Here is a 22,697-nt window from a genome sequence, read left to right as displayed (position 1 = left end):
GCGGAGCGGAGGCGAGCGTGGCTTTACCCCCCTCTGCCCTGCCGGGCATCTCCCCCTCAAGGGGGGAGATCGGCAAGAAGCCTTTCGTCGCTTCATTCTCAAGCTTCGAGAGGGGCGAGACCTCGCCGCAGATCGATCTCCCCCTTGAGGGGGAGATGCCCGGCAGGGCAGAGGGGGGGTAAGGCCACACGCGCCTCTGTCCACTCTGCTCCAAACCCCCAACACCTTCATCCCGCACGGCGTTGCCGGACGGGGAATAGCGGGAGCACTTCGGGCGATTGCCCGGCTGCGCTTTAGGTTGAGGTTGGTGTGGGTCGGATGCGTTGCGCAGCCGGGCCATTCCAGAGCGCCGTATCTCGCAAAGGGCTGTGCACCGCACTTTGCGAAATGGTTCTGTCGTCACGAACGCGCCACCGTTCCCATCAGAACCGTCCCTTGGTTTTTACCACGTCTGGCTTCCACCCGGCAGGACTGCTTGCAGGATAACAGCACGCAGCAGGGCGGGGAAAAGCGGGGATGAATTTTTGCCGGTATCAGCCGTCTTTGCGGGTGACGTGGTGGTGGAGTGCGGCGAGGTCCTGTCTCAGCGCCGCAAGCTCGGCCAGCACCTTAACGTCGATCTTTTCATGCAGCGACAGCACTTCCAGCTCGGCCTTCAGGTTCACCTCATAGTCCTTAGCGGCCTCGAAACGGTCGCGCGCGGCCTGGCGGTTCTGCGACATCATGATGATCGGCGCCTGAATGGCGGCCAGCATGGAAAGCAGCAGGTTGAGGAAGATGAACGGATAGGGGTCGAAGGCGCCTGTTGTCAGTATTATGGTGTTGATGATCGCCCAGAAGATCAGGAAAAAACAGAAGCCGAGGATGAAACCCCAGGAGCCGCCGATCTTGGCAATATTGTCGGCCAGCCTGTCGCCGAGACTGGCGCCGGCGGAAAATTCCGCATTGATGTCGCTCGAAACCAGCTTCTTCTGGTGCGACAGTTCCAGAATGCGGCGCTCCACCTCACCGATTTCGCGGGAGGAACGTTTGAAATGCGACGTGATGTAGTCGGAGATATCTGACACGGTGTGTCTCCGGTTTTGATGAGATGCCTGCGCTCCGTGCGAGATAAACCCGCATGGCGGCGGAATTCAAACGATTTCCGTCGCCATGCGGTTCAGGCGTCCCCGCCACACATCATCAGACGGCCGGCGCACCCTCGTGCAGCCAGTTGAAACCGGGGAAGAAGCGCTCGCGGCCATATTGGGCGCCGAACATCATGTCGAACTGCAGCAGGCGGTAATCGCGCACCACGTCGGGAACGGCGTTCGGGGCGATAGACCAGTCGGGCAGGGCCTTGCCATCGGTTGCCACCAGCATATGCCGGTCGATGACGGAAAAGGCCTGCTGCACCTCGCCGAGCGTGCCGGTATAGAAGGGATCGGAGAAGCCGGCGGTCCTCAGCACGTGATAGGGCAGAAGCGCCGGGCTGATGGTGCCGATTTTCTTGCGCACGCCCTTTTTCGAAGACCAGACAACGAGCGGCGTCTCATGCTCCTTCTTCATCACGTCAAGTGGTGCACGGCGGCTGGCGACCATGCCCGGCATATAACCGCTTTCCACGAAGGCCTGGCCAAGCGGCGGCAGGTGATCGCCAAAGAGGACGATGATGGTTTCACGGTCGCGCTTCTTTGCCCAGCGCATCATTTTTAAAAGCGCATCATCGGCTTCCACGACGCCTTGCGAATAGGTGGAGAGCGCCTGCGAGGCCGATGCGGAGAGATCGCCTTCGACGCCGATGGTGTTTTCGGCGTAACGGGTCGCCTCGTAAGGCCCATGTCCCTGCAGGGTGACGGCGAAGAGGAAGAGCGGGTTCTGCGCCTTGTCGGCCGTCGCCATGATCTCGTCCATCAGCGCATCGTCAGAGGCGAAGTTGCCGCGTTTTTCCATGGCCGGCAAAGTCTCTTCGGAGCGGAATTCCTCGAAGCCGAAATTCTGATAGACCTGCTTGCGGTTCCAGAACCATTCCTGGAACGGGTGCATGGCGATGGCCGAATAACCTTCACCGCGGAAGAAGCTGGCGAGCGAGGGCACGGGGCGGCGGATATATTGCTGATAGGGAATGCTGCCATAAGGCAGGAAGGCGTTGGAAAAGCCGGTCAGCGCCTCGAATTCCACATTCGCCGTCATGCCGCCGAACTCGGGTGAGAACACGTTGCCGGACTGCTTGGCGCGGATCGTCGGCATCGGATCGGCGGAGAGCTTCACATTTTCAAGCCGGGTCGGGTCCCACAGCGACTCGCTCATCAGCATGATGACGTCAGGATAATCGCCCTTGTTGGCGGCGAAGGCGGCAGGTTCCGAGGTCAGGTCGGCAATGCTGTTTTCACCATAACCCTGCGGCGCCGAAACATTGGCCATGGGAATATTGAAAGCGAAGGCCATCAGGAAGCCGTTGTGACGGTAATTTTCCTGCTGGTCCCACATCATCGGAATGATGTTGAGGCGATCGCGGACCCAGGAATAATGCGAATAGTCCATCAGCGAGGCGAGGCCGGCAAGAAGCGGCAGCGCCAGTGCAAGCCCCGCGGCGCGTTCACGCCAGCTCAATGACGGGGAATGCCGGCGCGCCAGCAGCCAGAGCGCCACGAGAGCGGCAATGGCGGCGCAGATGCCAAGACCGACCAGTACTGCCGTCAGCGGTTGCGCCTTCAGCATGGTGGGCAGAAGCTCGAAAATCTGGCGGCCGAACAGCAGGTCGGATGGGTAAAGCGGATCGGAGAGATAGGTCTGTTTCTGCGCGGAAATAAGCCCGGTCAGCGCGCAGAGCGGCGCAACTGCGATGAGGGACAGATAACGCCGGCCAAGGATCGCATCCAGCGCGACCAAAAGAGTGAGCACGGCGGCAATGGTGGTCATGCCCGGGCGGGCGGAGGAGGTGAGGAAAGCACCGACATCATGGAGCGAACCGCGGGCGATCCATTCCAGCGCCACGACGAGCACGATGGAGGCGACCGTCAGATTGGCAAGCGTATAGGCCGCGGCCGAAAGCTTCGAAAGGCTCCTTGTCCATGCAGGCGAAAAGACGAAACCAGCCTTTTCGGAAGCCGTTGTTTTTGGCGCCGAATCTCTCAAACTCATACTCCGGTATTGCAGGCGTCCGCCCAATCCGGGGAGATGAATCAGGCGTCGCAAAAGTGTCATGTAACTGTCACATAAGCGCGATGAACGCGACATGAACTTTGCGGAGGATGGCTGGAGCGGTGATAACCTTAGCGTGAACGCAGCCGTGGCGCATCGCCCATGCGGTGGCATGCAATTGCCGCGTTGCGGAGCGGCCACAGGCGCGGTATTGAAATGGCATGAGCGACAGACACGATATCCAGAACCATCTCCGGATTGCCGTCGGGCAGTTCAATCCCACTGTTGGCGACGTGGCGGGCAATCTCGCCAGGGCGCGTGAGGCAAGGGCCGATGCGGCAACGCAGGGCGCCGATCTTCTGCTTCTGACCGAGCTGTTCATTTCAGGTTATCCGCCTGAGGATCTGGTGCTGAAGCCGGCTTTCCTGAAGGCCTGCCTGAAGGCGGTGGAAGAACTGGCGGCAGACACCGCCGATGGCGGGCCGGGTGTCGTCATCGGTTTTCCACGCCAGGGCGAGACGGGCCGTCACAATTCGGTGGCGCTTTTGGATGGCGGCAAGATCATTGCGCTGCGCGACAAGATTGACCTGCCCAATTACGGCGAGTTCGACGAGAAGCGGGTTTTTGCCGAAGGTTCGATTTCCGGCCCCTATAATTTCCGTGGGGTCAGGATCGGCATTCCGATCTGCGAGGAAATCTGGAACGACATGGGCGTGTGCGAGACGCTGGCCGAAAGCGGCGCGGAAATCCTGCTGGTGCCGAACGGGTCGCCCTATTATCGCGGCAAGCTGGATGTGCGCCATCAGGTGGCGCTCAGGCAGGTTATCGAAAGCGGCCTGCCGCTGGTTTTCGCCAACCAGCTGGGCGGGCAGGACGAGCTGGTGTTTGACGGTGCAAGCTTTGGCTTTAATGCCGACAAGACGCTTGCTTTCCAGATGAGCCAGTTCGAGGCCACGCTTGCCGTTACCGACTGGAAACGCGCGGCCGATGGCTGGCATTGCGAGAGCGGGCCATTTTCGAAAATACCAGAGGGCGAGGAGGCGGATTACCGCGCCTGCATGCTGGGCTTTCGCGACTACGTGAACAAGAACGGCTTCAAGAGCGTGGTTCTTGGCCTTTCAGGCGGCATCGATTCGGCGATTTGCGCCGCACTGGCCGTTGACGCGCTTGGCGAGGAGCGGGTGCGCTGCATCATGCTGCCTTACCGTTATACCTCGGAAGAATCGCTGAAAGACGCCGCCGATTGCGCGAAAGCGCTGGGCTGCCGTTACGATATCGTGCCGATCGTCGAGCCGGTGGAAGGTTTCCTTTCGGCGCTTTCCGATCTCTTCGAGGGCACGGAAGAGGGCATTACCGAGGAAAACCTGCAGAGCCGCACGCGCGGCACCATTTTGATGGCCGTCTCGAACAAGTTCGGCTCCATGGTGGTGACGACGGGCAACAAGTCGGAAATGTCGGTGGGTTACGCCACGCTTTATGGCGACATGAATGGCGGTTTCAATCCCATCAAGGACCTCTACAAGATGCAGGTCTATGCCATTTCCAGCTGGCGCAACGCCCACGTGCCGCCGGGTGCGCTCGGCCCTTCCGGCGAGGTGATCCCCGCCAATATCATCGCCAAGGCCCCATCGGCCGAATTGCGCCCCAACCAGACCGACCAGGATTCGCTGCCGCCTTATCCGGTGCTGGACGATATTCTCGAATGCCTCGTCGAGAAGGAAATGTCGGTCGAGGAAATTCTGGCGCGCGGCCATGATGTGGCGACCGTGCACCGGGTGGAGCATCTGCTTTATCTCGCCGAATACAAGCGCCGGCAATCGGCGCCGGGCGTGAAGATCACCAAGAAGAACTTTGGGCGTGACCGGCGTTATCCGATCACCAACCGGTTCCGGGATCGGTGATTAAGGCGGTTTCCGGAGGGGGGCCTTTAACGCTGGTCCGGTGTCATCCAGAGTAATTGCCTGTGAGACGGTGCGGCATATTTCTTCTCCCCGCCGGGGAGAAGGTGGCCCGAAGGGTCGGATGAGGGGACACCGTTGCCGTATCTCACTACCCTTGCCCCCTCATCCCGCTGCCGCGACCTTCTCCCCCTCGGGGAGAAGAAACACGTGGCATGCGCTCGGTCCACGATGGGGGTTCATGAATGGCGCAGAGAAACCCCCGCGCCACTCTTCACTCACCTCAAATAACCTGCCCGACATCGATGCGATTGCCGTCAGGGTCTTCAAACACGAAGGCCCTGAGGCCATAATCCTTGTCCTGCAGGGCCTTGATGATGCGCAGCCCATGGCTTTTGCAAATCTCATGCAGCGTATCGACATCGCTGACCATCATATGCGCCACGTTGAAGGGCGCTGCCTTATGGGTGGGCTGCAATGTCAGGTGCAATTCGGCATTGCCCTGTTTGAGGATCATGAAGCCGACGGGAGTGCCGTTTTCGAAGGTTTTTGTGAAGCCCAGCACACCGACATAAAAGTCATGGGCCTTTTCGATATTCTTGACAGGAAGCATTGCGGCGATCCGTCCGAAGCGGATGCCGTGATCGGCGATGGTATTCATCGCGGAACCTCGGATCTGGGAGAAACGGGAAGGGTTACGGGCGGTGCCGGAACGCTGGCGTTTTTTCCGATTTGAATTTGCAGGACGGTGCCTGCGGCCATAGGATCATAATCACCATGGCGGCGAAAGCAAACGGAATGTCTGCGTCCGCCAACGATCAGAGCCAGACTATCGACAGTCCCGGGAGGCAGCATGCGCAGTTCCATCGAAATCTTCAACATCCGTACCCGGCAGATGCGGGTGGTGTGGCAGACGCCGGAACTGTTCGAAGCGCCGAACTGGTCGCCGGATGGCAAATATCTGCTGTTGAACAGCGAGGGGTTGCTCTATCGCCTGTCCCCATCCGGTGACACCTCGCCGGAGAAGGTCGATACCGGCTTTGCGACGCAATGCAACAACGACCACGGCATTTCGCCTGACGGTTCGCTTTATGCCATTTCCGACAAGGTGGAATTCGGCAAGAGCGCCATTTATCTTCTGCCATCGGCGGGCGGTGCGCCAAGGCTGATGACGAAGAACCTTCCTTCCTACTGGCATGGCTGGGCGCCGGACGGCAAGAGCTTCGCCTATTGCGGCATTCGTGATCAGGTCTTTGATATCTATTCCATGGATATAGAGAGCGGCATCGAGACGCGCCTGACCCATGGCGAGGGCCGCAATGACGGGCCGGATTATTCGCCTGACGGTGCGTGGGTCTATTTCAATTCCAGCCGCACCGGGCTGATGCAGATCTGGCGGGTGCGGGTGGATGGCTCCGCTGTGGAGCGCGTTACCGATAGTTCCTATGGTGACTGGTTTCCGCACCCGTCTCCCAAAGGTGACAAGGTGGTGTTCGTCTCCTATGACGGCGACGTTTTCGACCATCCGCGTGATCTCGATGTGCGGGTGCGGCTGATGGATATGGATGGCGGCAATGTCGAAACGCTGTTTGAGCTTTTCGGCGGGCAGGGCACGATGAACTCGCCCAACTGGTCGCCGGACGGGGATGAATTCGCTTATGTGCGTTACTTCCCTGTGGCGTAATGTGATTTGGCTTTCGTTAAGGTCACATTGCCGCACCGGCCTCGCGATACTTGCATTCGCAAGCCTTCTTGCTCATAGCTTCCTCAGTCAGGTGCCCGCCCTTGTGGCGGGAGAATCGGGAATCCGGTGAGAAACCGGAACGTGCCCAGCGCTGTGAGGCGGATGCCCTTTTTAAAAAGCCACTGAAGTCATTCGGGAAGGCGAAGAGGGCGGATGAAGCCGAGTCAGAAGACCGGCCTGGCAGGATAGACCGAACCGCGCGGACGGCGGCAGGTTGCTGAAGAGGCGCGTCGTGCATGCGAAAACCGGCATGGTTTCGGCATCCGCGCGCCCGCATTGTTGGGGTTAAACGATGCCGACCGACCCGTCCGCTGGCAATCCATTACAAAGCGATCCATTTGACCATGCGCTTTCGTCTGCCCAGCCGTTTTCCGGTGCGGAGCGCGAGGCGATCTACCGCGCCATCGAGACGCGCCGCGACGTGCGCGACCAGTTCCTGCCTGATCCGCTGCCGGATGATCTTGTCGAGCGTCTCCTGAAGGCGGCGCATTCGGCTCCCTCTGTCGGTTTCATGCAGCCGTGGAATTTCACGCTCGTCACCGATGGGGCCGTGCGCCAGGCCGCCTTTGTGGCCTTCAGCCGCGCCAATGAAGAGGCGGCGGCGATGTTTACGGGCGAGCAGCAGGCGCTCTATCGCAGTCTCAAGCTCGAAGGCATCCGCAAGGCACCGCTCAGCATCTGCGTGACCTGCGATCCCACACGCGGTGGCAAGGTGGTGCTGGGGCGCACCCACAATCCGCGCACGGATGTCTATTCCACCGTCTGCGCCATCCAGAACCTCTGGCTTGCCGCCCGCGCCGAAGGCATCGGCGTCGGCTGGGTCAGTATTTTCCACGACAGCGATATTCGCACCATTCTTGATATTCCCGAGCATATCGAAATCGTCGCCTGGCTGTGCCTTGGGCGCGTCGATACGCTTTACACCGAGCCGGAACTGGCGGTGAAGGGCTGGCGCCAGCGTGTGCCGCTGGAGGAGCTGGTGTTTCGCGACCGCTGGGGTGGGCGGTAAGGCACTGATAACGGTCTGCGGATGAAGTGAAGCGTTGCCGCTTTTTCTTCTCCCTGAGCGGGGAGAAGGTGGCGCGAAGGGTCGGATGAGGGGGCCAGCTCACCGAATATCGCTGACGTTGCCCCCTCATCCCGCTGCCGCGGACTTCTCCCCCTCGGGGAGAAGAAACTTGTGGCACCCGCCCGGTCCTAACCGCCGGCTTACTGCGCGACGGGGAACCCCGTCGCCGTTTCGATCTGCTTTGCGGCAAGCCCGGCCCCGGTTCTGGGGAAGTGCCGTCGCAAGGCGGTGCTGCGCGTTTCTTCTCCCCAAGGGGGAGAAGGTGGCCCGAAGGGTCGGATGAGGGGGCTAGCTTACCGAATATCGCTGACGTTGCCCCCTCATCCCGCTGCCGCGGACTTCTCCCCCTCGGGGAGAAGAAACTTGTGGCACCCGCCCGATCCTAACCGCCGGCTTACTGCGCAACGGGGAACCCCGTCGCCGTTTCGATCTGCTTTGCGGCAAGCCCGGCCCCGGTTCTGGGGAAGTGCCGTCGCAAGGCGGTGCTGCGCGTTTCTTCTCCCCAAGGGGGAGAAGGTGGCCCGAAGGGTCGGATGAGGGGGCTAGCTCACCGAATATCGCTGACGTTGCCCCCTCATCCCGCTGCCGCGGACTTCTCCCCTCGGGGAGAAGAAACGAGGGTCGCGCGCTCGCTCACGACACATATTACTGCTGTGGCTGAATGCCCTTCAGAGCCGGGTTCTTCAGGTCGATCCGACCGGTCTGGTCCGGCAGGAATTTCGGACCGATGACGCGGACTTTTGCGTCGTTCGGATCATAATCGCGTTCGGGAACCGGTTGCTCCGGTGGTTTTGCCGCCTGTTGCTGTTCGGCCGGTTCCTTCGGCTTGTCGCCCTGCGGTGACGGAATGGTGGTGATGCCGGAATAGGGCTTTTCGGCCTGTGGCCGGGCGGCCTCTTCCTGCTTCTGCATGTCCTCGTGATAGGCGGCCATGTTGCAGGCGCAGCCGGGCGCTTTCGTAGACGCGTTGCGATAGGCGAAGGCGGTGGGCAGGTCCCTGTAGGGTTTGCCGGTTTCGGCCGAGACCATATCGGAGGTTTCCTGATCCGTCATGGAGTGGAAATAAAGCTCGGTCTGCGTGCCCGGGCACATTTTCTGGCATTGCTCCGCCTGGGCGCGGAAATCGAGCGGCGAGGCATTGGAGGCGATCGGGAAAAACGAGCCGTCGCAGGTGCGTACGCAAAGGGTGCGCAGTCCGCCCTCGGCGGCGGCATTGGGGTAAGGCGACAGGCCCGTCCGTCCCGGCTCACGGTCGCCCTGGCGGAAAGCATCGGGATAACGGGTGACATCCGGGGCCTGCGGCGATTGCCTGTCCGTTTCCGGCATTGCGCTGCAGCCATTGGCGTCGAGTGCGGCGAGAATGCGCTGGCGCCTGATGCCGCCATCATCGCTGCGCTGAGCCGCCATCGCGTCATCACGGTCACGAATGATGGCGTCACGTTCGGCCTCGGCATCCACCAGCGCGTCGCCGATCTCGGCGCAGAGGCCGGCATTGGGGTTGCCGTAGACAATGACGCTGCCGGATGAACAGCCGTAGCTGCGCAGATCGTTCCTGATCTTGCGCACGACCATGTTCTGGCGGGCGAGCGCATTGGCGTAACGCCGCACCTCCGCCGTGTTGCCGATGACGCGTGGTGGTTCGCGTAGTTGCGCATAAAGCGTATCGCAGACCTGATCCGCGAAGGCGGCGGCCGGGGCGAGGAAAACAAGGGGAAGCAGGAGGCCGATGATGCGGCTGCGCCGGGTCAATTGTGCGATCCGTTTAATGTCCCCGGCCGGTGGCAGGGGCGTTATACTTCACGAAATCCGTGTTTCAGGAAGATAACACAAGCTGTTGCCGCAATGCGGCAACAGCTTGTTCAAAATTGCGTTAATGCGCCCGCAGCATCACACCGAAGGGTGCGAAGCCTGGACCACGGCAAAGGCCGCCATGTTGACGACGCCGCGCGAGGTGACGCTGGGCGACAGGATGTGGGCGGGCAGGGCCGTGCCGAGCAGGATCGGGCCGACATGCAGGCCTTCCGTCAGGGTGCGGGTGACGCCGAGCGTGATGTTGGCGGCATCAAGGTTCGGGAAAACCAAAAGGTTCGCTTCGCCGGTCAGCACGCTGTTCGGCATGGCGCGCTTGCGCAGCGCTTCCGAAAGGGCTGAACCGCCCTGCATTTCGCCGTCCACTTCCAGCTCGGGGGCCGCCGCCTGCACGATCTTCAGCGCGCGGCGCATCTTGCGCGCACTTTCAGAATCGCGCGAACCGAAATTGGAGTGGCTGGCGAGCGCGATCTTCGGCGTGATGCCGAAACGGCGAATTTCCTTGGCCGCAAGAATGGCCATTTCCGCCACTTCTTCTGATGTCGGATCGTTATTCACGAACGTATCGGTGAGGAAGAGCGCACCCTGCTGGGTGATGAGCAGGCTGAGGCCTGCAAAGGAGCGCACATTTTCTTGTTTGCCGATAATCTGGTTCACGTCGCGCAGATGCCGGTCATAACGGCCTTCCAGACCGCAGATCAGCGCATCGGCTTCGCCGCGCTTGACCGACAGCGCGCCGATGACGGTGGAGTTGGTGCGCACGATGGTGCGCGCCGCTTCCGGGTTGATGCCGGCGCGGCCGACCAGCGCGAAATAATCATCGACATAATCGCGGTAGCGCGGATCGTCTTCCGGATTGACCACGGCGAAATCCGTATGCGGGCGGATGCGCAGGCCGAAGCGCTTCAGGCGCGTTTCGATGATCTGCGGGCGGCCGATGAGGATCGGGATGCCGGTGCCTTCTTCCAGCAGAACCTGGGCGGCGCGCAGCACACGCTCGTCTTCGCCTTCGGCAAAGATGATGCGCTTCTTTTCGGCAGCCTTGGCGGCATTGAAGACCGGCTTCATGATGAAGCCGGAGCGCCAGACGAAACGGTTCAGCTGGTCGAAATAGGCTTCGAAATCGGTGATCGGCCGGGCTGCGACACCGCTTGCGGCGGCGGCGCGGGCAACGGCCGGCGCAATGCGCAGGATGAGGCGCGGATCGAAGGGCGAGGGGATGAGATAGGTCGGGCCGAAGACCGGGGTTTCGCCGCTATAGGCTCTGGCCGCCACTTCCGAGACTTCCTCGCGGGCAAGCTCGGCGATGGCCTGCACGGCGGCCATCTTCATTTCTTCGTTGATGGTCGTGGCACCGCAATCCAGCGCGCCGCGGAAGATATAGGGGAAGCAGAGAACGTTGTTGACCTGGTTCGGGAAATCCGAACGGCCGGTGCAGATCATCGCATCCGGGCGCGCCGCACGCGCCACTTCGGGCATGATTTCCGGATTGGGGTTGGCAAGCGCAAGAATAAGCGGATTTTCCGCCATGCGCTCCAGGAGTTCCGGCTTCAGCACGCCGGCCGCCGAAAGGCCGAGGAAGACATCGGCGCCATCGATGGAGTCAGCCAGCACGCGTTTGTCGGTCTTCTGGGCGTAGACTTCCTTCCACTCGTCCATCAGCTCGTTGCGGCCGTCATAAACCAGGCCTTCGATATCGTGGACCCAGATGTTTTCCTTTTTTGCGCCCATGGCGACAAGCAGGTTGAGGCAGGCGAGGGCTGCCGCACCGGCGCCGGAAGCGACGATCTTGACACTGGAGAGTGACTTTCCGGCCAGTTCCAGCGCGTTGGTGACGGCGGCGGCAACGATGATCGCGGTGCCATGCTGGTCATCGTGGAAGACGGGGATGTTCATCTTCTCGCGCAGCTGGCGTTCCACCTCGAAACATTCCGGCGCCTTGATGTCCTCAAGGTTGATGCCGCCGAAGGTGGGCTCCAGCGCTGCGATGGTCGACACCATGTCATTGATGCCGGGCGCGTCGATCTCGATGTCGAAGACATCGATGCCGGCGAATTTCTTGAAGAGGACGGCCTTGCCTTCCATGACAGGCTTGGAAGCAAGCGGGCCGATATTGCCAAGGCCGAGCACGGCGGTGCCGTTGGAGATGACGGCGACGAGATTGGCGCGCGCTGTATAATCTGCTGCCATTTCCGGATTTTCATGGATGGCGAGGCAGGGAGCGGCCACACCCGGCGAATAGGCGAGCGCCAGATCGCGCTGGTTGCCGAGCGGCTTGGTGGCCTGGATCTCCAGCTTGCCGGGGCGCGGATAGCGGTGGAAAAAGAGCGCCTGTTCCTCGATGTCGGCCTTTGCCGTGTTGGCGGGCGTATTGTTCTTATCGTGAGAGGTCATTCTTCCACCGTCATATCTGGTTTCATTCCGGCCCCCTGAATACAACAAACTTCCCCATGGTACAGCCGTTATTTGACGCACATTCATGCAAATACGGGCATGGCTTATTCGCGTTTTCGTGAAGCCATCAGTCATATTCCATACAAAAACCGGCCTCTGTCATGTTGCTGAAACACGAGTCTGGTTCTGAGAGGTAAGAAAGCCGCAGGGACGCAACCGAACAGGGGGATGAAATCCGTGGCCGGTCAAATCGAAACCAGACAGTTCAGAACGCTTTTCATTTCGGATGTTCATCTTGGCTCCAAGGCGGCCAAGACGGATTTCCTGCTCGACTTCCTGAAGTATCACGAAGCCGAAACGATCATCATGGTCGGCGATATCGTCGATGGCTGGCGCCTGCGCCGCAGCTGGTACTGGCCGCAGGGCTGCAACGACGTGGTGCAGAAGCTGCTGCGCAAGGCCCGCAAGGGCACGCGCATCATCTATATTCCCGGTAACCACGATGAATTCCTGCGGGAATTCCCGGGCATGCATTTCGGCGGCATCGAAGTTGCCGAGCGCATGATCCACGAGGCGGCCGACGGCAAGAAATATCTGGTCATCCATGGCGACGAGTTCGACGTGGTGGTGCGCAATGCCCGCCTGCTCGCCTATCTCGGCGACTGGGCCTATGACGCGGCGATCGCCATCAACATCGCCATTGCCGCCGTGCGCCGCCGCATCGGCCTGCCTTACTGGTCGTTCTCGGCCTGGGCGAAGCTGCAGGTCAAACACGCCGTCAACTTCATCGGCGAATTCCAGCGCGTGGTGGCCGACGAGGCGCGACGCAACAATGTCGACGGCGTGATCTGTGGGCACATCCACCATGCTGTCATGGAAGACATGGACGGCATCCGCTACATCAACACCGGCGACTGGGTGGAAAGCTGCACGGCGATTGCCGAAAATGCCGATGGCAGCTTCGAGTTGATCACCTGGATGCAGACCAGCGACGCCACCGCCGGTCAGGCATCGGACGAGATGGAGCCGGTGGATATTCCGGGGTTGATTGGCAAGCACGCGGCCTGATTGGGCCTGCGAGCTAAAGGTATACCTGGCCTTCGGTGTTTCCTTGCGATCAATGCGCGCTCGTGTGGGACGAGTGGACGCCGCTGGTTTCTTCTCCCCGCCGGGGAGAAGGTCGCGGCAGCGGGATGAGGAGGCAACCTCTCCGAATTCCTGCAACGGTGCCCCCTCATCCGACCCTTCGGGCCACCTTCTCCCCGACGGGGAGAAGAAACCAGCGGCGGCCTCGCGCCTCATCAGGCTTTAATTTCAGGGCTTACCCCTGCAATTTCGGACGGGCTGGATAACTTGCGATCTTTCATATCGGAGCACCGACTCTCGCCTGTATGGCGAGTGGATGCCGCGTGCTTCTTCTCCCCGTCGGGGAGAAGTCCGCGGCAGCGGGATGAGGGGGCAAGGGTGCGATCTATCGCTGACGTTGCCCCCTCATCCGACCCTTCGGGCCACCTTCTCCCCGGCGGGGAGAAGAAACAAGCGGCGAGGTCGCGCCTTATCGTGTTTCTCTGCCTTCAATATCCACGACTTACCCCCACAATTCCGGCCGCGCCGGATAAGCCAGCGAACCCTCATAAACCAGCCCCGGCTCACGATCCTGCGCCAACAACAGCGGCCCGTCGAGATCGGCAAATGCCGTGCCCTGCGCCGCCAGTACGGCGGGCGCCATGCCGAGCGAGGTGCCGAGCATGCAGCCGACCATGATGGTGAAACCGAGCCGTTCGGCCTCCGCCTTCATGACAAGCGCTTCGGTGAGACCGCCGGTCTTGTCGAGCTTGATGTTGATCGCATCGTAACGGTCGCGCAGGCCGGCGAGGTCCTTGGTCGAATGCACGCTTTCGTCGGCGCAGATCAGCACCGGATGATCGATGCTGGAGAGGATGTCATCCTTGCCGGCGGGCAGCGGTTGTTCGATCAGCGATATCTTCAGTTCCGCCGCAAGCCGCAGATAATATTCGATATTATAATCGTTCCAACCCTCATTGGCGTCGATGATGATGCGCGCTTCGGGTGCGGCGGCGCGCACGGCCCTTAGACGCGCCTCGTCATCCGCTGTGCCGGTCTTGATCTTCAGCAGCGGGCGGCCTGCGTTTTCCGCCGTCTTCGCGGCCATGGTCTCGGGGTCGGCAAGCGAGATGGTGTAAGCGGTGACGAGCGGCTTTGCCGCCTGTCCAAGGATGCGCTCGGCAACAGTTTTGCCGCTGATCTTGGCTTCGAGGTCCCACAGCGCGCAATCCACCGCATTGCGGGCGGCGCCGGGTTGCATCGCCTGCTGCAATTCCTGCCGCGTCAGGCCGGCGGCGATCCGCTCTGCCATCGCCTCGATATCGGCAACAACACCCTCGATGCTTTCGCCATAACGTGGATAAGGCACACATTCGCCTCTGCCGGTGAAGGAACCTTCGCGGATGATGCACGTTACGACATCCGCATGCGTGCGGGTGCCGCGTGAGATGGTGAAGCTGCCGGCGACGGGGAAGCGTTCTGTTGTGGCTTGCAGGTAACGGGGCATATTTTTTCACTTCCGATTGGGCGACAAAAGACACATGACGCCAAATTTATCACGAATTGTCAGCCGTCACTGTGGCTTGCCGGAGGCCAAAACGTTATGAAACCTTTAAGAATCTCGTGACGGCTGCACTCGCTCGGAGCATTATGCAAGAACAGGACACACGGCAACAGGCGAACCCGGCCGCAATCACCGAAGACGGTTCCGTCTCCGGCGGCGGCTTGCGTTATGTCATGAGCGGCTCCTGGCGCAACAGCAATCTCTCCGGAATTTTTGAAAGCCTCGACAGGATCGAAAAGAGCAAATCCGGCGGCTCCGTCGAGATCGATCTTTCCGCCGTCGAAGCCATCGACACGACGGGTGCGTGGATCATCCAGCGCCTGCGCAAGGATCTGGAGGCGAACGGCGCGACCGTCACGCTCACCGGCAACGACCGGATCGAGGATGTCATCGGTCAATTGCCCGACAAGGCGGAGATGCAGGGCGAGCCAGCCGCTAGGCCGGGGCTGGTGGAGCGCATCTTCGCGCCGATCGGCCAGGCCGTGGTTCAGAATGGCGCGGACTTTCTGGCGGGCATGTATATTCTTGGTTCCGCCGTGCGCGGCGCGCAGATGAAGCTCGGGCGAGGACGTGGCGTATCGCCGGCGGCGATCGTCAACCAGATCGACCATATGGGCGTGCGCGCCGTGCCGATCATCATGCTGATGTCGTTCCTGATCGGCGCGATCATCGCCCAGCAGGGCGCGTTCCAGCTCAGATATTTCGGTGCGGAAGTCTTCGTCGTCGATCTGGTCGGCATTCTGCAATTGCGTGAAATCGGCGTTCTCTTGACCGCGATCATGATCGCCGGCCGTTCCGGCAGCGCGATCACGGCGGAAATCGGCTCGATGAAGATGCGCGAGGAAATCGACGCGCTGAAGGTGATCGGCCTCAATCCGGTCGGCGTGCTGGTATTTCCGCGGCTGGTGGCGCTGACCATCGCGTTGCCGCTCTTGACCATTCTTGCCAACTTCGCAGCGCTTTTCGGTGCTGCCATCGTGGCATTGCTTTATTCCGGCATCACTTTCGAAGTGTTCCTGTCACGCCTGCATGGCGCTGTCGAGGAATCGACCATTGCCGCGGGCATGATCAAGGCGCCGTTCATGGCGCTCATCATCGGCATCGTCGCGGCGGTGGAAGGCATGAAGGTGGGCGGTTCGGCGGAATCGCTCGGCCAGCACGTCACCTCGTCGGTGGTGAAGTCGATCTTCGTCGTCATTCTGGTCGATGGTCTTTTCGCCATCTTCTACGCAGCCATCGATTTTTAGGGAGGGCGCGTTGGAGCAGCAGGACCAGACACAGCAACAGATCAAGACCGGAAAAAACGGCCGCGAGGTGGTGCTTTCCGTCGAGGGCGTGACCGTTGGTTTCAACGGCCGGAACGTGCTCGAAAATCTCGATCTCGATGTCTATCGCGGCGAAATCCTCGGCTTCATCGGTCCCTCCGGCGCGGGTAAATCCGTGTTGATGCGGGCGATCTTGCGGCTCCTGCCACGGCAGGCGGGCGCGATCCGCATTCTCGGCACCGATTACGACAAGGCGAGCGAAGACGACCGCATGATGCTTGACCAGCGGCTCGGTGTGCTGTTCCAGCAGGGCGCGCTGTTTTCCGGCCTGACGGTGAAGGAAAACATTCAGCTGCCGATGCGGGAATATCTCGACCTGCCGAAGAAGCTGATGGATGAGCTTGCTTATCTTAAGATCGAGATGGTCGGCCTGAAGCCAGATGCCGGCGACAAGTATCCGTCGGAACTGTCAGGCGGCATGATCAAGCGTGCGGCTCTTGCCCGGGCGCTGTCGCTTGATCCCGACCTCGTTTTCCTCGATGAACCGACATCCGGCCTCGATCCCATCGGGGCGGCGGAATTTGATATGCTGATCGCGCGCCTGCGTGATTCGCTCGGCCTGACCGTTTATATGGTGACGCACGACCTCGACAGCCTGTTCTCCGTCTGTGACCGCATTGCGGTTCTCGGCGACAAGCGGGTTCTGGTGGAAGGGACATTGCAGGACATGTTCGCCTGCGACGACCCGTGGGTTCAGTCCTATTTCCGCGGCAAACGGGCGCGCTCTGTCGTTCTTCCGGACGGCAAACATGAAAATCCGGTGGAGTAACAGAAGCATGGAAACCAAGGCGAACTACACCATAGTCGGAATTTTCACGCTGATCGTGATCGCCGCCGCATTCGGCTTCGTTTACTGGATGGCGGAATTCGGCCGTGGCGGCCCGACGGCGCAGCTTGTCGTGCGTATTCCCGGCTCCGCCAACGGTCTTTCCGTCGGCTCGCCGGTGCGCTTTAACGGCATTCCTGTCGGCACCGTGCGCGGGCTCGCCATCGACCGCGACGACCCCGCTTATTCCATTGCCTTTACCGAGGTGCAGGCGGATGCGCCGGTTTTCCCTTCGACCCGCGCCGTGCTTGAAATTCAGGGCCTGACGGGCGCTGCCTATATCGAGCTTTCCGGCGGCAACAAGGATGGCGAGCGCATTTTGCAGAAATCCGCAGAGACCGGCGTCCCCGCGGAACTGACGGCCGATCTTTCCAGCGTCACCAACCTGCTTGCCACCGCCGACAAGATCTTGAAGCGCGCCGATGGCGCCATCGGAGAATTGCAGGGCTTCGTGCAGGATGCGCGTGGCCCGCTGACGCAGACGGTGCGTAACGCCGAGAAATTCTCCGACGCGCTGGCGGCCAATTCCGATGGCATCAGGAATTTCATTGCAAGCCTCAGCTCGCTTTCCACCACCGTGCAGTCTGTCTCGGTGCGTCTCGACGGCACGCTGACCGCCATCGAGGATCTGGTGAAGGCGGTGGATGCCGGCAAGATCGATTCCATCCTGTCGAATGTCGACAAGGTGACGAAGGATGTAGCGTCGGCTTCCAGCGATATTCAGGGCATCATGGAGACGGTGCAGAGCACGGCGCGCAATTTCGAGGCGGCGAGCACGGAAGTGCAGACTGTCGTGAAGCGTGCGGATGAGCTTCTGGCCTCCGTCGATCCCGCCAAGGTCAGCACCGTGGTCGGCGATGTTTCCGCCGCAACCGCCGATGCGCGTGATGCCGTGGCGAATTTCAAGCGGATTGCCGATGATGTCGGTGCCCGCCGCGCCGATATCGACCAGGCGGTTTCCGACTTCACCGACATGGGCCGCAAGCTGAACCTCGCCTCCAGCCGTGTCGATGGCATTCTTGCCAAGGTGGACGGCATGCTGGGCACCGATGATGCCAATTCGCTGTTTGCCAAGGCGCGCGAGACGCTTACCTCGTTCAAGGCCGTGGCCGACAATCTCAATGCCCGGATCGGGCCGATCGCCGACAATCTGACCCGCTTCTCCAGCTCTGGCCTGAAAGATTTCCAGGCGCTGATTGGCAGCACGCGACAGACGGTCGACAATCTCAACAATGCCATCACCAATATCGACCGCGATCCGCAGCGGTTGATTTTCGGCGGTGAAACCGTGAAACAATATGATGGCAGAACAAGGCGCTAAGAGGGGTATGGGCCAATGACACGATCGATGACCGGCCATAAACGCCGTACCCTTATTCTGGCTCCGCTGCTTGCCGCGCTGCTGGCCGGCTGTGCCGGCGCGCCGAAGAACGACACGTTCGATCTTTCCGTGTCTTCGGCGACGGTGACGCAGGGACCTTCGCTGAAAGGCCGGCAATTGCTGATTGCCGATCCGACCGCCCTTAAGGCACTCGACAGCGAAAACATCGTGGTGCGCCTTTCCGGCTCGGAGGTGCAATATCTCGGCAATTCGCAATGGAGCGACCGCCTGCCGCGCATGGTGCAATCCAAGCTGGTGGAAGCCTTCGAGGATACCGGCAAGCTCGGCGGCGTCGGCCGGCCGGGGCAGGGGCTGGCGATCGACTATCAGGTCGTGACCGATATTCGCGCCTTCGAAATCGATACGGCGAAGAATATCGCCAATATCGAAATGTCGGTGAAGCTTCTGAACGACCGTAACGGCACGGTCAAGGCGCAGGACGTGTTCCGCGCCAGCGCCCGGGTCAGCGGTTCCGGCAACGCCAGTTTCGTGAAGGCGCTGGATCAGGCCTTTGCCGCCGCCACACGCGAGATCGTGGCCTGGACGCTGAAGTCACTCTAAGTCTTCGCGACGGTCATTTCCGATATAAGAAATTAGCCTGTCTTCGGGAGAGGCCGGGTGATGCCCGGCCTTGCGCGCAGTCTCTCCATCTGTGGGTTCATCATGCGATTTCCGGCGTTGCTTTGCCTCATGCTTCTTTCCGTCCTCTCGGGAACCGGTACCGCTCTTGCGGCCGGGCTGCGGTTGATCGAGGTTCCATCCGCTGATGGCAAAGCTTCCATCAGGGCTGCCGTCTGGTCGCCCTGTGCGGCAGCGCCGGTGGAGACAAGGATCGGCCCCTTCGTGCTGCCTGCGGTGCGCGATTGCCCTGTTGTCGACGGGCAATATCCGCTTGTCGTCATTTCCCATGGTTTCGCAGGCACCTATTTCAGCCATCGGGATATGGCGGCGGCGCTGGCGGATGCCGGTTTCATTGTCGCGGCTCTCAATCATCCCGGCGACAATGCGCTTGACATGAAGCGGGCAGGCGAGCTTTCCGCGCTGACCGAGCGGCCGGCGGACGTCGTTCGGTTGCTGGATCATATGCTGGCAAACTGGAAAGAGGCGCGGTTCATCGATGCCGGGCGTGTCGGTGTCTTCGGATTTTCGCGGGGCGGCTATACGGCGCTGGTGCTTGCTGGCGGCGTACCGGATTTCGCAAATGCGGGCCTGACGTGCCCCGATGAACAAGCGGCGCTGTGCGCGCAGATGCGGGACAGGGGCGCGGTTCCCGGGGATCGGGTTCACGATGCGCGGGTGAAGGCCGTGGTCGTGGCTGATCCCCTGAACGTCTTTCCGGGTTCGGACGACCTGCGGAACCTTAACATTCCCGTCCAGCTCTGGAGTTCCGAGCGCGGCGGTGATGGCGTTGCGCCGCAGGATATTGCAAGGCTGCGCGATGATCTGCCGGTGAAACCGGATTATCGGACGGTGACGGGCGCGGGACATTTCTCGTTCATCACGCCTTGCCCCGCCGAGATGGAAAAGGCCGCGCCGCAAATCTGCGGCGACATTCCAGGCTTTGACCGGGCGGAGTTTCACCGCAGCTTCAATGCCGATGTCGTCCGCTTCTTCAAGGCGTCGCTGCGCTGAAACGCAGCCTTCTCCTGCCTTCGTCCGTGCCGATCAGACGGCATCCTGCGACTGCCATTCCGGCAGCGGGAAAATCCGGTCGTAGCTCCAGTTGAAGACGAAGGCATAGACCACGTAAAACAGTGCGAAGGAAATATCCATGACCAGCGCGTGGGCGAGGCTGATGCCGAGATACCAGGCGATGAAGGGCATCAGCACGATCAGCAGCCCCAGTTCGAACAGCAGCGCGTGTGCGACCCGGATGGCGGGTGTCTTCAGCGTCGTGCCTTTCAGGCGCTGCATGGCATGGTCGAAGCCGAGATTGTAGATATAGTTCCAGGCGGTGGCGAGTGTTGCGCTGACCAGGCCGACAATGCCGATATCTTCCATCGGCATGCCGAAAATGAGCGCGCCAAGCGGCACGACCAGCAGAAGGCCGATGATTTCGAAGCTGAGAGCGTGGCGGATACGATCTTGCAGGGAGCGCAATTTATTCTCCGGTATGTGACCGGGCCGTCCCGCATGCTGTCGCCATGATGGCCGAGGTCGTCCTCGCGGTGACGCATATAGAGGCTTTGGGCGACATTTTCAAGCGTTGGGGGATTACGGAGGCAGGCGATGTCACGGGGAGGGTACCACTGGTTTCTTCTCCCCGCCGGGGAGAAGGTCGCGGCAGCGGGATGAGGGGCAAGTGTAGAGATATCCGGAGAGCTAGCCCCCTCATCCGACCCTTCGGGCCACCTTCTCCCCGGCGGGGAGAAGAAATACGCGGCGTACACTGCTTCTCCATTGGCCGCTGTTTCACGTCGATGCGGAACTAGAACGGTGTTTTTTCGTTATCGCTCATGGAAGGAGGCGCGCCATGCAGCAGAATTCCTCTGATGGAAGAACGATCAAGGCCGCCAACACGGCAAAGGTTTCGACTTACACGCCCAGCCTCATTTCCCTCAAGGGAAGTTATGTGGCGATGATATTTCGCCGGCCGCTTTGCCAAAATCCGCTGGATGTGCGGAAGAAATGACGGCGATACAGTCAGCATATCGCTGCCATGCACATCGATGACGACGACTGCCGAAATGATCTGGTGCTTTAGATGTCTCTAAAGTGTGATTTTCAATCCGGTTCGTCTCCACCTAGACTGGAGAGCGCCACAAAAGCGAAGGGAGAATGACATGAAATCAGTTCTCATTATCGCCGCTGTCTTTGGCTTTTCCGCCAGTGCAGCGCTTGCGGAATGCGCGGGTCATGAAAAGATCAACGCTTCCGCTCCTGCCGTCGACCGTGAATTTAAAACCGCAAGCATCGTTCCGCCGACGGAACCGGTGGACAAGCCCGTTGTCATCCTGAAAAAGACCGACCGCCTTCCAGCGGCAACGGTTGCGACGACCGGTGAGCCCGAAGCCGCAATGCAACGCATGCAATAAGACAAGACGATGATCTCTTCATTCTGAAAATCCCGTGTGTGAGGTGATCCGCACGGGATTTTGCTTTCGGGAGCAAGGCCGTGAGAGGAGAACTCCGTTGTGGGAGCACTGTGCCTGCCATCATTGCGTCAGAACTTCCGTAGCCACACGCCCCGTGTTTTTGCCCCAAAGCAGAGCTGATGTTCGCAGGCATGCTTAGCTGTCGAGTTTCAACAACAGCTGCTTCGGCTCGTTCTTTTTCAGCACGTAAAGCGGCCGGGTGATGATGACTTCCGTTCGCCGCTGCAACTCGCGGCGCCGTTCCAGCGCACGCTCGCGCATATCGCGGGAGCGGGCGACGACGGAGAGGGCATTTTCTATGGTTGCGTCTGCAGTGTTCATCGCTGACCTCCATAATGTTCACTTTATGTTCTCATTATTGGTGGTCTGTGTCAACACTATGGCGCGGTTTCCGACCGGCAATCGATGCGTTCTGCGGGATTGTGCTGACCCGGAATATGGTGGGGGGCCTTGCTGCGATATTGGCGTGCGAGGCAGGATTCGCCCTGGGTGAAGGCGTCCCGACGCGACCAAGGGTTCCGGCAGCGTCTATGAGGACACTCCGGGCGCGCAGGGTTGGTTTTCGTGATGATGTGTGGACACAAGGCGGGCGCTGGTTCCGCCCGCTTCGGCGGCGGTCAGGAAAGGGAACGTTGATCCAGCAATGCCGGGCCACCGGCAGACAACAGGTCGGTCAGATGTTCGCTGGCGAGTGCTACGATAGCAAGTGCAGCCTGCTGGCGGTTCCAGCCGGCGCTCTCCGCCTTTTCAATAAGGCCCTGGATGGATGGTTCCAGCGCGAACTGGCACTCGGCCTGATAGTCCATCGTGTCGATCGAAAGCGACGGGGAATTGATTGCGGCCCGCATCCTTTGGTCTCCCTGTTTTCCGTCATGCCCAGCAAACGCAAAACGCAAATCGGAACATGCACATTCAGAGGCCTGTGATATAGGGAATGCCCATCGGGCCCATATATCACTGGCAGCGAATCCCCCAGCAGGCGGAGTTAACGGTAAGTGCTTATCGCTGTCAACGAACGCGCGGTAGCGATGGCGGCGTAACGCGCTTTTTCAGAAACGTCCATTGCGGAACGGTTTTCGTCTCCAGACGAGCAAAGCCATGACATAAAGCGCAAAAAGTATGAACCATGCGACCGGAAGCACCATAAACAGCGCCGCATAAGCGCAATTTCCTTCAAAACAGGAACCCAGCAGCCCGGAATCGGCAAGCGCTGCCGATAATAAAAACGCACATATTCCGCTCCCGACCGCGCCGAGGACGAACAGCAATATGTTGATGATCAATCTCATCGTGCCAATCATAGGGATGATTGAGACAGCTTTGGGGAAAAGGGCGGTGCTGCAATGCCTATAATTGCCGTACCGACTTTTTTTCGGAGCTTGGCCGCCGCAGGCCCTGCCTTTG

At 60.5% G+C, this 22,697-nt stretch carries 21 protein-coding genes, 1 pseudogene and 1 riboswitch; of the genes and pseudogenes, 12 read left to right on the top strand and 10 right to left on the bottom strand.

Annotated elements, in window-relative coordinates:
- Nucleotides 1-20: 20 nt before the first annotated feature.
- Nucleotides 21-179 (top strand): annotated as a pseudogene (locus QSV77_RS06555) (riboflavin biosynthesis protein RibD); the annotation flags it as partial.
- Nucleotides 180-533: 354 nt separating this feature from the next.
- Here the strand turns inward: QSV77_RS06555 and QSV77_RS06550 are convergent.
- Entirely contained in the window at nt 534-1,067 is a 534-nt protein-coding gene (locus tag QSV77_RS06550; RefSeq protein WP_269699672.1) for a DUF1003 domain-containing protein, read from the bottom strand.
- Nucleotides 1,068-1,182: 115 nt separating this feature from the next.
- On the bottom strand, nt 1,183-3,123 hold the full coding sequence (locus QSV77_RS06545) for an LTA synthase family protein (protein ID WP_302732889.1): 1,941 nt from the start codon (nt 3,121-3,123) through the stop codon (nt 1,183-1,185).
- A gap of 221 nt (nt 3,124-3,344) precedes the next feature.
- Here QSV77_RS06545 and QSV77_RS06540 point away from each other — a divergent pair, with 221 nt between their 5' ends.
- Nucleotides 3,345-5,024: an NAD+ synthase gene (locus QSV77_RS06540; protein ID WP_302732888.1), complete on the top strand. Its 1,680-nt coding sequence runs from the start codon at nt 3,345-3,347 to the stop codon at nt 5,022-5,024.
- Nucleotides 5,025-5,304: 280 nt separating this feature from the next.
- On the opposite strand, the gene QSV77_RS06535 is transcribed toward QSV77_RS06540, so the two are convergent.
- Nucleotides 5,305-5,682 (bottom strand): glyoxalase superfamily protein, encoded by a 378-nt coding sequence (locus QSV77_RS06535; protein WP_142839856.1) that lies wholly within the window; start codon nt 5,680-5,682, stop codon nt 5,305-5,307.
- A gap of 192 nt (nt 5,683-5,874) precedes the next feature.
- On the opposite strand from QSV77_RS06535, the gene QSV77_RS06530 reads away from it, so the two are divergent.
- Together QSV77_RS06530 and bluB are read left to right on the top strand one after the other, a co-directional pair.
- The gene (locus QSV77_RS06530) at nt 5,875-6,705 is read left to right on the top strand and encodes a TolB family protein (RefSeq protein WP_302732887.1); all 831 of its coding nucleotides are present in this window, start codon (nt 5,875-5,877) and stop codon (nt 6,703-6,705) included.
- Nucleotides 6,706-6,777: 72 nt separating this feature from the next.
- Nucleotides 6,778-6,961, top strand: a riboswitch (cobalamin riboswitch).
- A gap of 96 nt (nt 6,962-7,057) precedes the next feature.
- The gene (gene bluB, locus QSV77_RS06525; RefSeq protein ID WP_302732886.1) at nt 7,058-7,774 is read left to right on the top strand and encodes a 5,6-dimethylbenzimidazole synthase; all 717 of its coding nucleotides are present in this window, start codon (nt 7,058-7,060) and stop codon (nt 7,772-7,774) included.
- 705 nt (nt 7,775-8,479) lie between these two features.
- Here the strand turns inward: bluB and QSV77_RS06520 are convergent.
- Nucleotides 8,480-9,583, bottom strand: a complete 1,104-nt coding sequence (locus tag QSV77_RS06520) for a DUF2865 domain-containing protein (RefSeq protein WP_302732885.1) — start codon at nt 9,581-9,583, stop codon at nt 8,480-8,482.
- Between the two features lie 138 nt (nt 9,584-9,721).
- The gene (locus QSV77_RS06515; protein ID WP_142839854.1) at nt 9,722-12,037 is read right to left on the bottom strand and encodes an NADP-dependent malic enzyme; all 2,316 of its coding nucleotides are present in this window, start codon (nt 12,035-12,037) and stop codon (nt 9,722-9,724) included.
- Nucleotides 12,038-12,265: 228 nt separating this feature from the next.
- Between QSV77_RS06515 and QSV77_RS06510 the strand changes: the two genes are divergently transcribed.
- A complete protein-coding gene (locus tag QSV77_RS06510; protein ID WP_046798379.1) occupies nt 12,266-13,105 on the top strand; it encodes a UDP-2,3-diacylglucosamine diphosphatase in 840 nt (279 codons plus the stop codon).
- A 520-nt stretch (nt 13,106-13,625) separates the two neighbouring features.
- On the opposite strand, the gene dgcA is transcribed toward QSV77_RS06510, so the two are convergent.
- A complete protein-coding gene (gene dgcA, locus QSV77_RS06505; protein WP_302732884.1) occupies nt 13,626-14,609 on the bottom strand; it encodes an N-acetyl-D-Glu racemase DgcA in 984 nt (327 codons plus the stop codon).
- Nucleotides 14,610-14,752: 143 nt separating this feature from the next.
- Here dgcA and QSV77_RS06500 point away from each other — a divergent pair, with 143 nt between their 5' ends.
- The 5 genes from QSV77_RS06500 to QSV77_RS06480 all read left to right on the top strand — a co-directional run bounded on the left by QSV77_RS06500 (nt 14,753) and on the right by QSV77_RS06480 (nt 19,830).
- On the top strand, nt 14,753-15,913 hold the full coding sequence (locus QSV77_RS06500) for an ABC transporter permease (RefSeq protein ID WP_271361298.1): 1,161 nt from the start codon (nt 14,753-14,755) through the stop codon (nt 15,911-15,913).
- Nucleotides 15,914-15,923: 10 nt separating this feature from the next.
- On the top strand, nt 15,924-16,760 hold the full coding sequence (locus QSV77_RS06495; protein WP_302732883.1) for an ABC transporter ATP-binding protein: 837 nt from the start codon (nt 15,924-15,926) through the stop codon (nt 16,758-16,760).
- A 7-nt stretch (nt 16,761-16,767) separates the two neighbouring features.
- The gene (locus tag QSV77_RS06490; protein WP_302732881.1) at nt 16,768-18,138 is read left to right on the top strand and encodes an MlaD family protein; all 1,371 of its coding nucleotides are present in this window, start codon (nt 16,768-16,770) and stop codon (nt 18,136-18,138) included.
- 15 nt (nt 18,139-18,153) lie between these two features.
- Nucleotides 18,154-18,759, top strand: a complete 606-nt coding sequence (locus QSV77_RS06485; protein WP_302732880.1) for an ABC-type transport auxiliary lipoprotein family protein — start codon at nt 18,154-18,156, stop codon at nt 18,757-18,759.
- Nucleotides 18,760-18,861: 102 nt separating this feature from the next.
- Nucleotides 18,862-19,830 carry a dienelactone hydrolase family protein gene (locus tag QSV77_RS06480; RefSeq protein WP_302733896.1) on the top strand — a complete coding sequence of 323 codons (969 nt, stop codon included), beginning with the start codon at nt 18,862-18,864 and terminating at the stop codon, nt 19,828-19,830.
- Nucleotides 19,831-19,863: 33 nt separating this feature from the next.
- Here the strand turns inward: QSV77_RS06480 and QSV77_RS06475 are convergent, their stop codons facing one another.
- The gene (locus QSV77_RS06475) at nt 19,864-20,298 is read right to left on the bottom strand and encodes a PACE efflux transporter (RefSeq protein WP_035223198.1); all 435 of its coding nucleotides are present in this window, start codon (nt 20,296-20,298) and stop codon (nt 19,864-19,866) included.
- Nucleotides 20,299-20,671: 373 nt separating this feature from the next.
- Between QSV77_RS06475 and QSV77_RS06470 the strand changes: the two genes are divergently transcribed.
- Together QSV77_RS06470 and QSV77_RS06465 are read left to right on the top strand one after the other, a co-directional pair.
- Nucleotides 20,672-20,830, top strand: a complete 159-nt coding sequence (locus QSV77_RS06470) for a hypothetical protein (protein ID WP_193559498.1) — start codon at nt 20,672-20,674, stop codon at nt 20,828-20,830.
- A 151-nt stretch (nt 20,831-20,981) separates the two neighbouring features.
- Nucleotides 20,982-21,233 carry a hypothetical protein gene (locus QSV77_RS06465; protein WP_302732879.1) on the top strand — a complete coding sequence of 84 codons (252 nt, stop codon included), beginning with the start codon at nt 20,982-20,984 and terminating at the stop codon, nt 21,231-21,233.
- A 195-nt stretch (nt 21,234-21,428) separates the two neighbouring features.
- Here the strand turns inward: QSV77_RS06465 and QSV77_RS06460 are convergent, their stop codons facing one another.
- From QSV77_RS06460 to QSV77_RS06450, 3 genes are all read right to left on the bottom strand, one after another.
- Entirely contained in the window at nt 21,429-21,614 is a 186-nt protein-coding gene (locus QSV77_RS06460) for a hypothetical protein (RefSeq protein ID WP_302732878.1), read from the bottom strand.
- Nucleotides 21,615-21,910: 296 nt separating this feature from the next.
- Complete coding sequence (locus tag QSV77_RS06455; RefSeq protein WP_142839849.1) at nt 21,911-22,141, bottom strand: hypothetical protein; 231 nt, start codon at nt 22,139-22,141, stop codon at nt 21,911-21,913.
- A 201-nt stretch (nt 22,142-22,342) separates the two neighbouring features.
- Nucleotides 22,343-22,594, bottom strand: a complete 252-nt coding sequence (locus QSV77_RS06450) for a hypothetical protein (protein ID WP_271361293.1) — start codon at nt 22,592-22,594, stop codon at nt 22,343-22,345.
- Nucleotides 22,595-22,697 lie beyond the last annotated feature (103 nt).

It is taken from the genome of Agrobacterium sp. V1 (assembly GCF_030518355.1).
Lineage (GTDB): Bacteria > Pseudomonadota > Alphaproteobacteria > Rhizobiales > Rhizobiaceae > Agrobacterium > Agrobacterium cucumeris.
The sequence above is the reverse complement of the archived record's forward strand: the minus strand, read 5'-3'. Positions and strand labels throughout refer to the sequence as shown.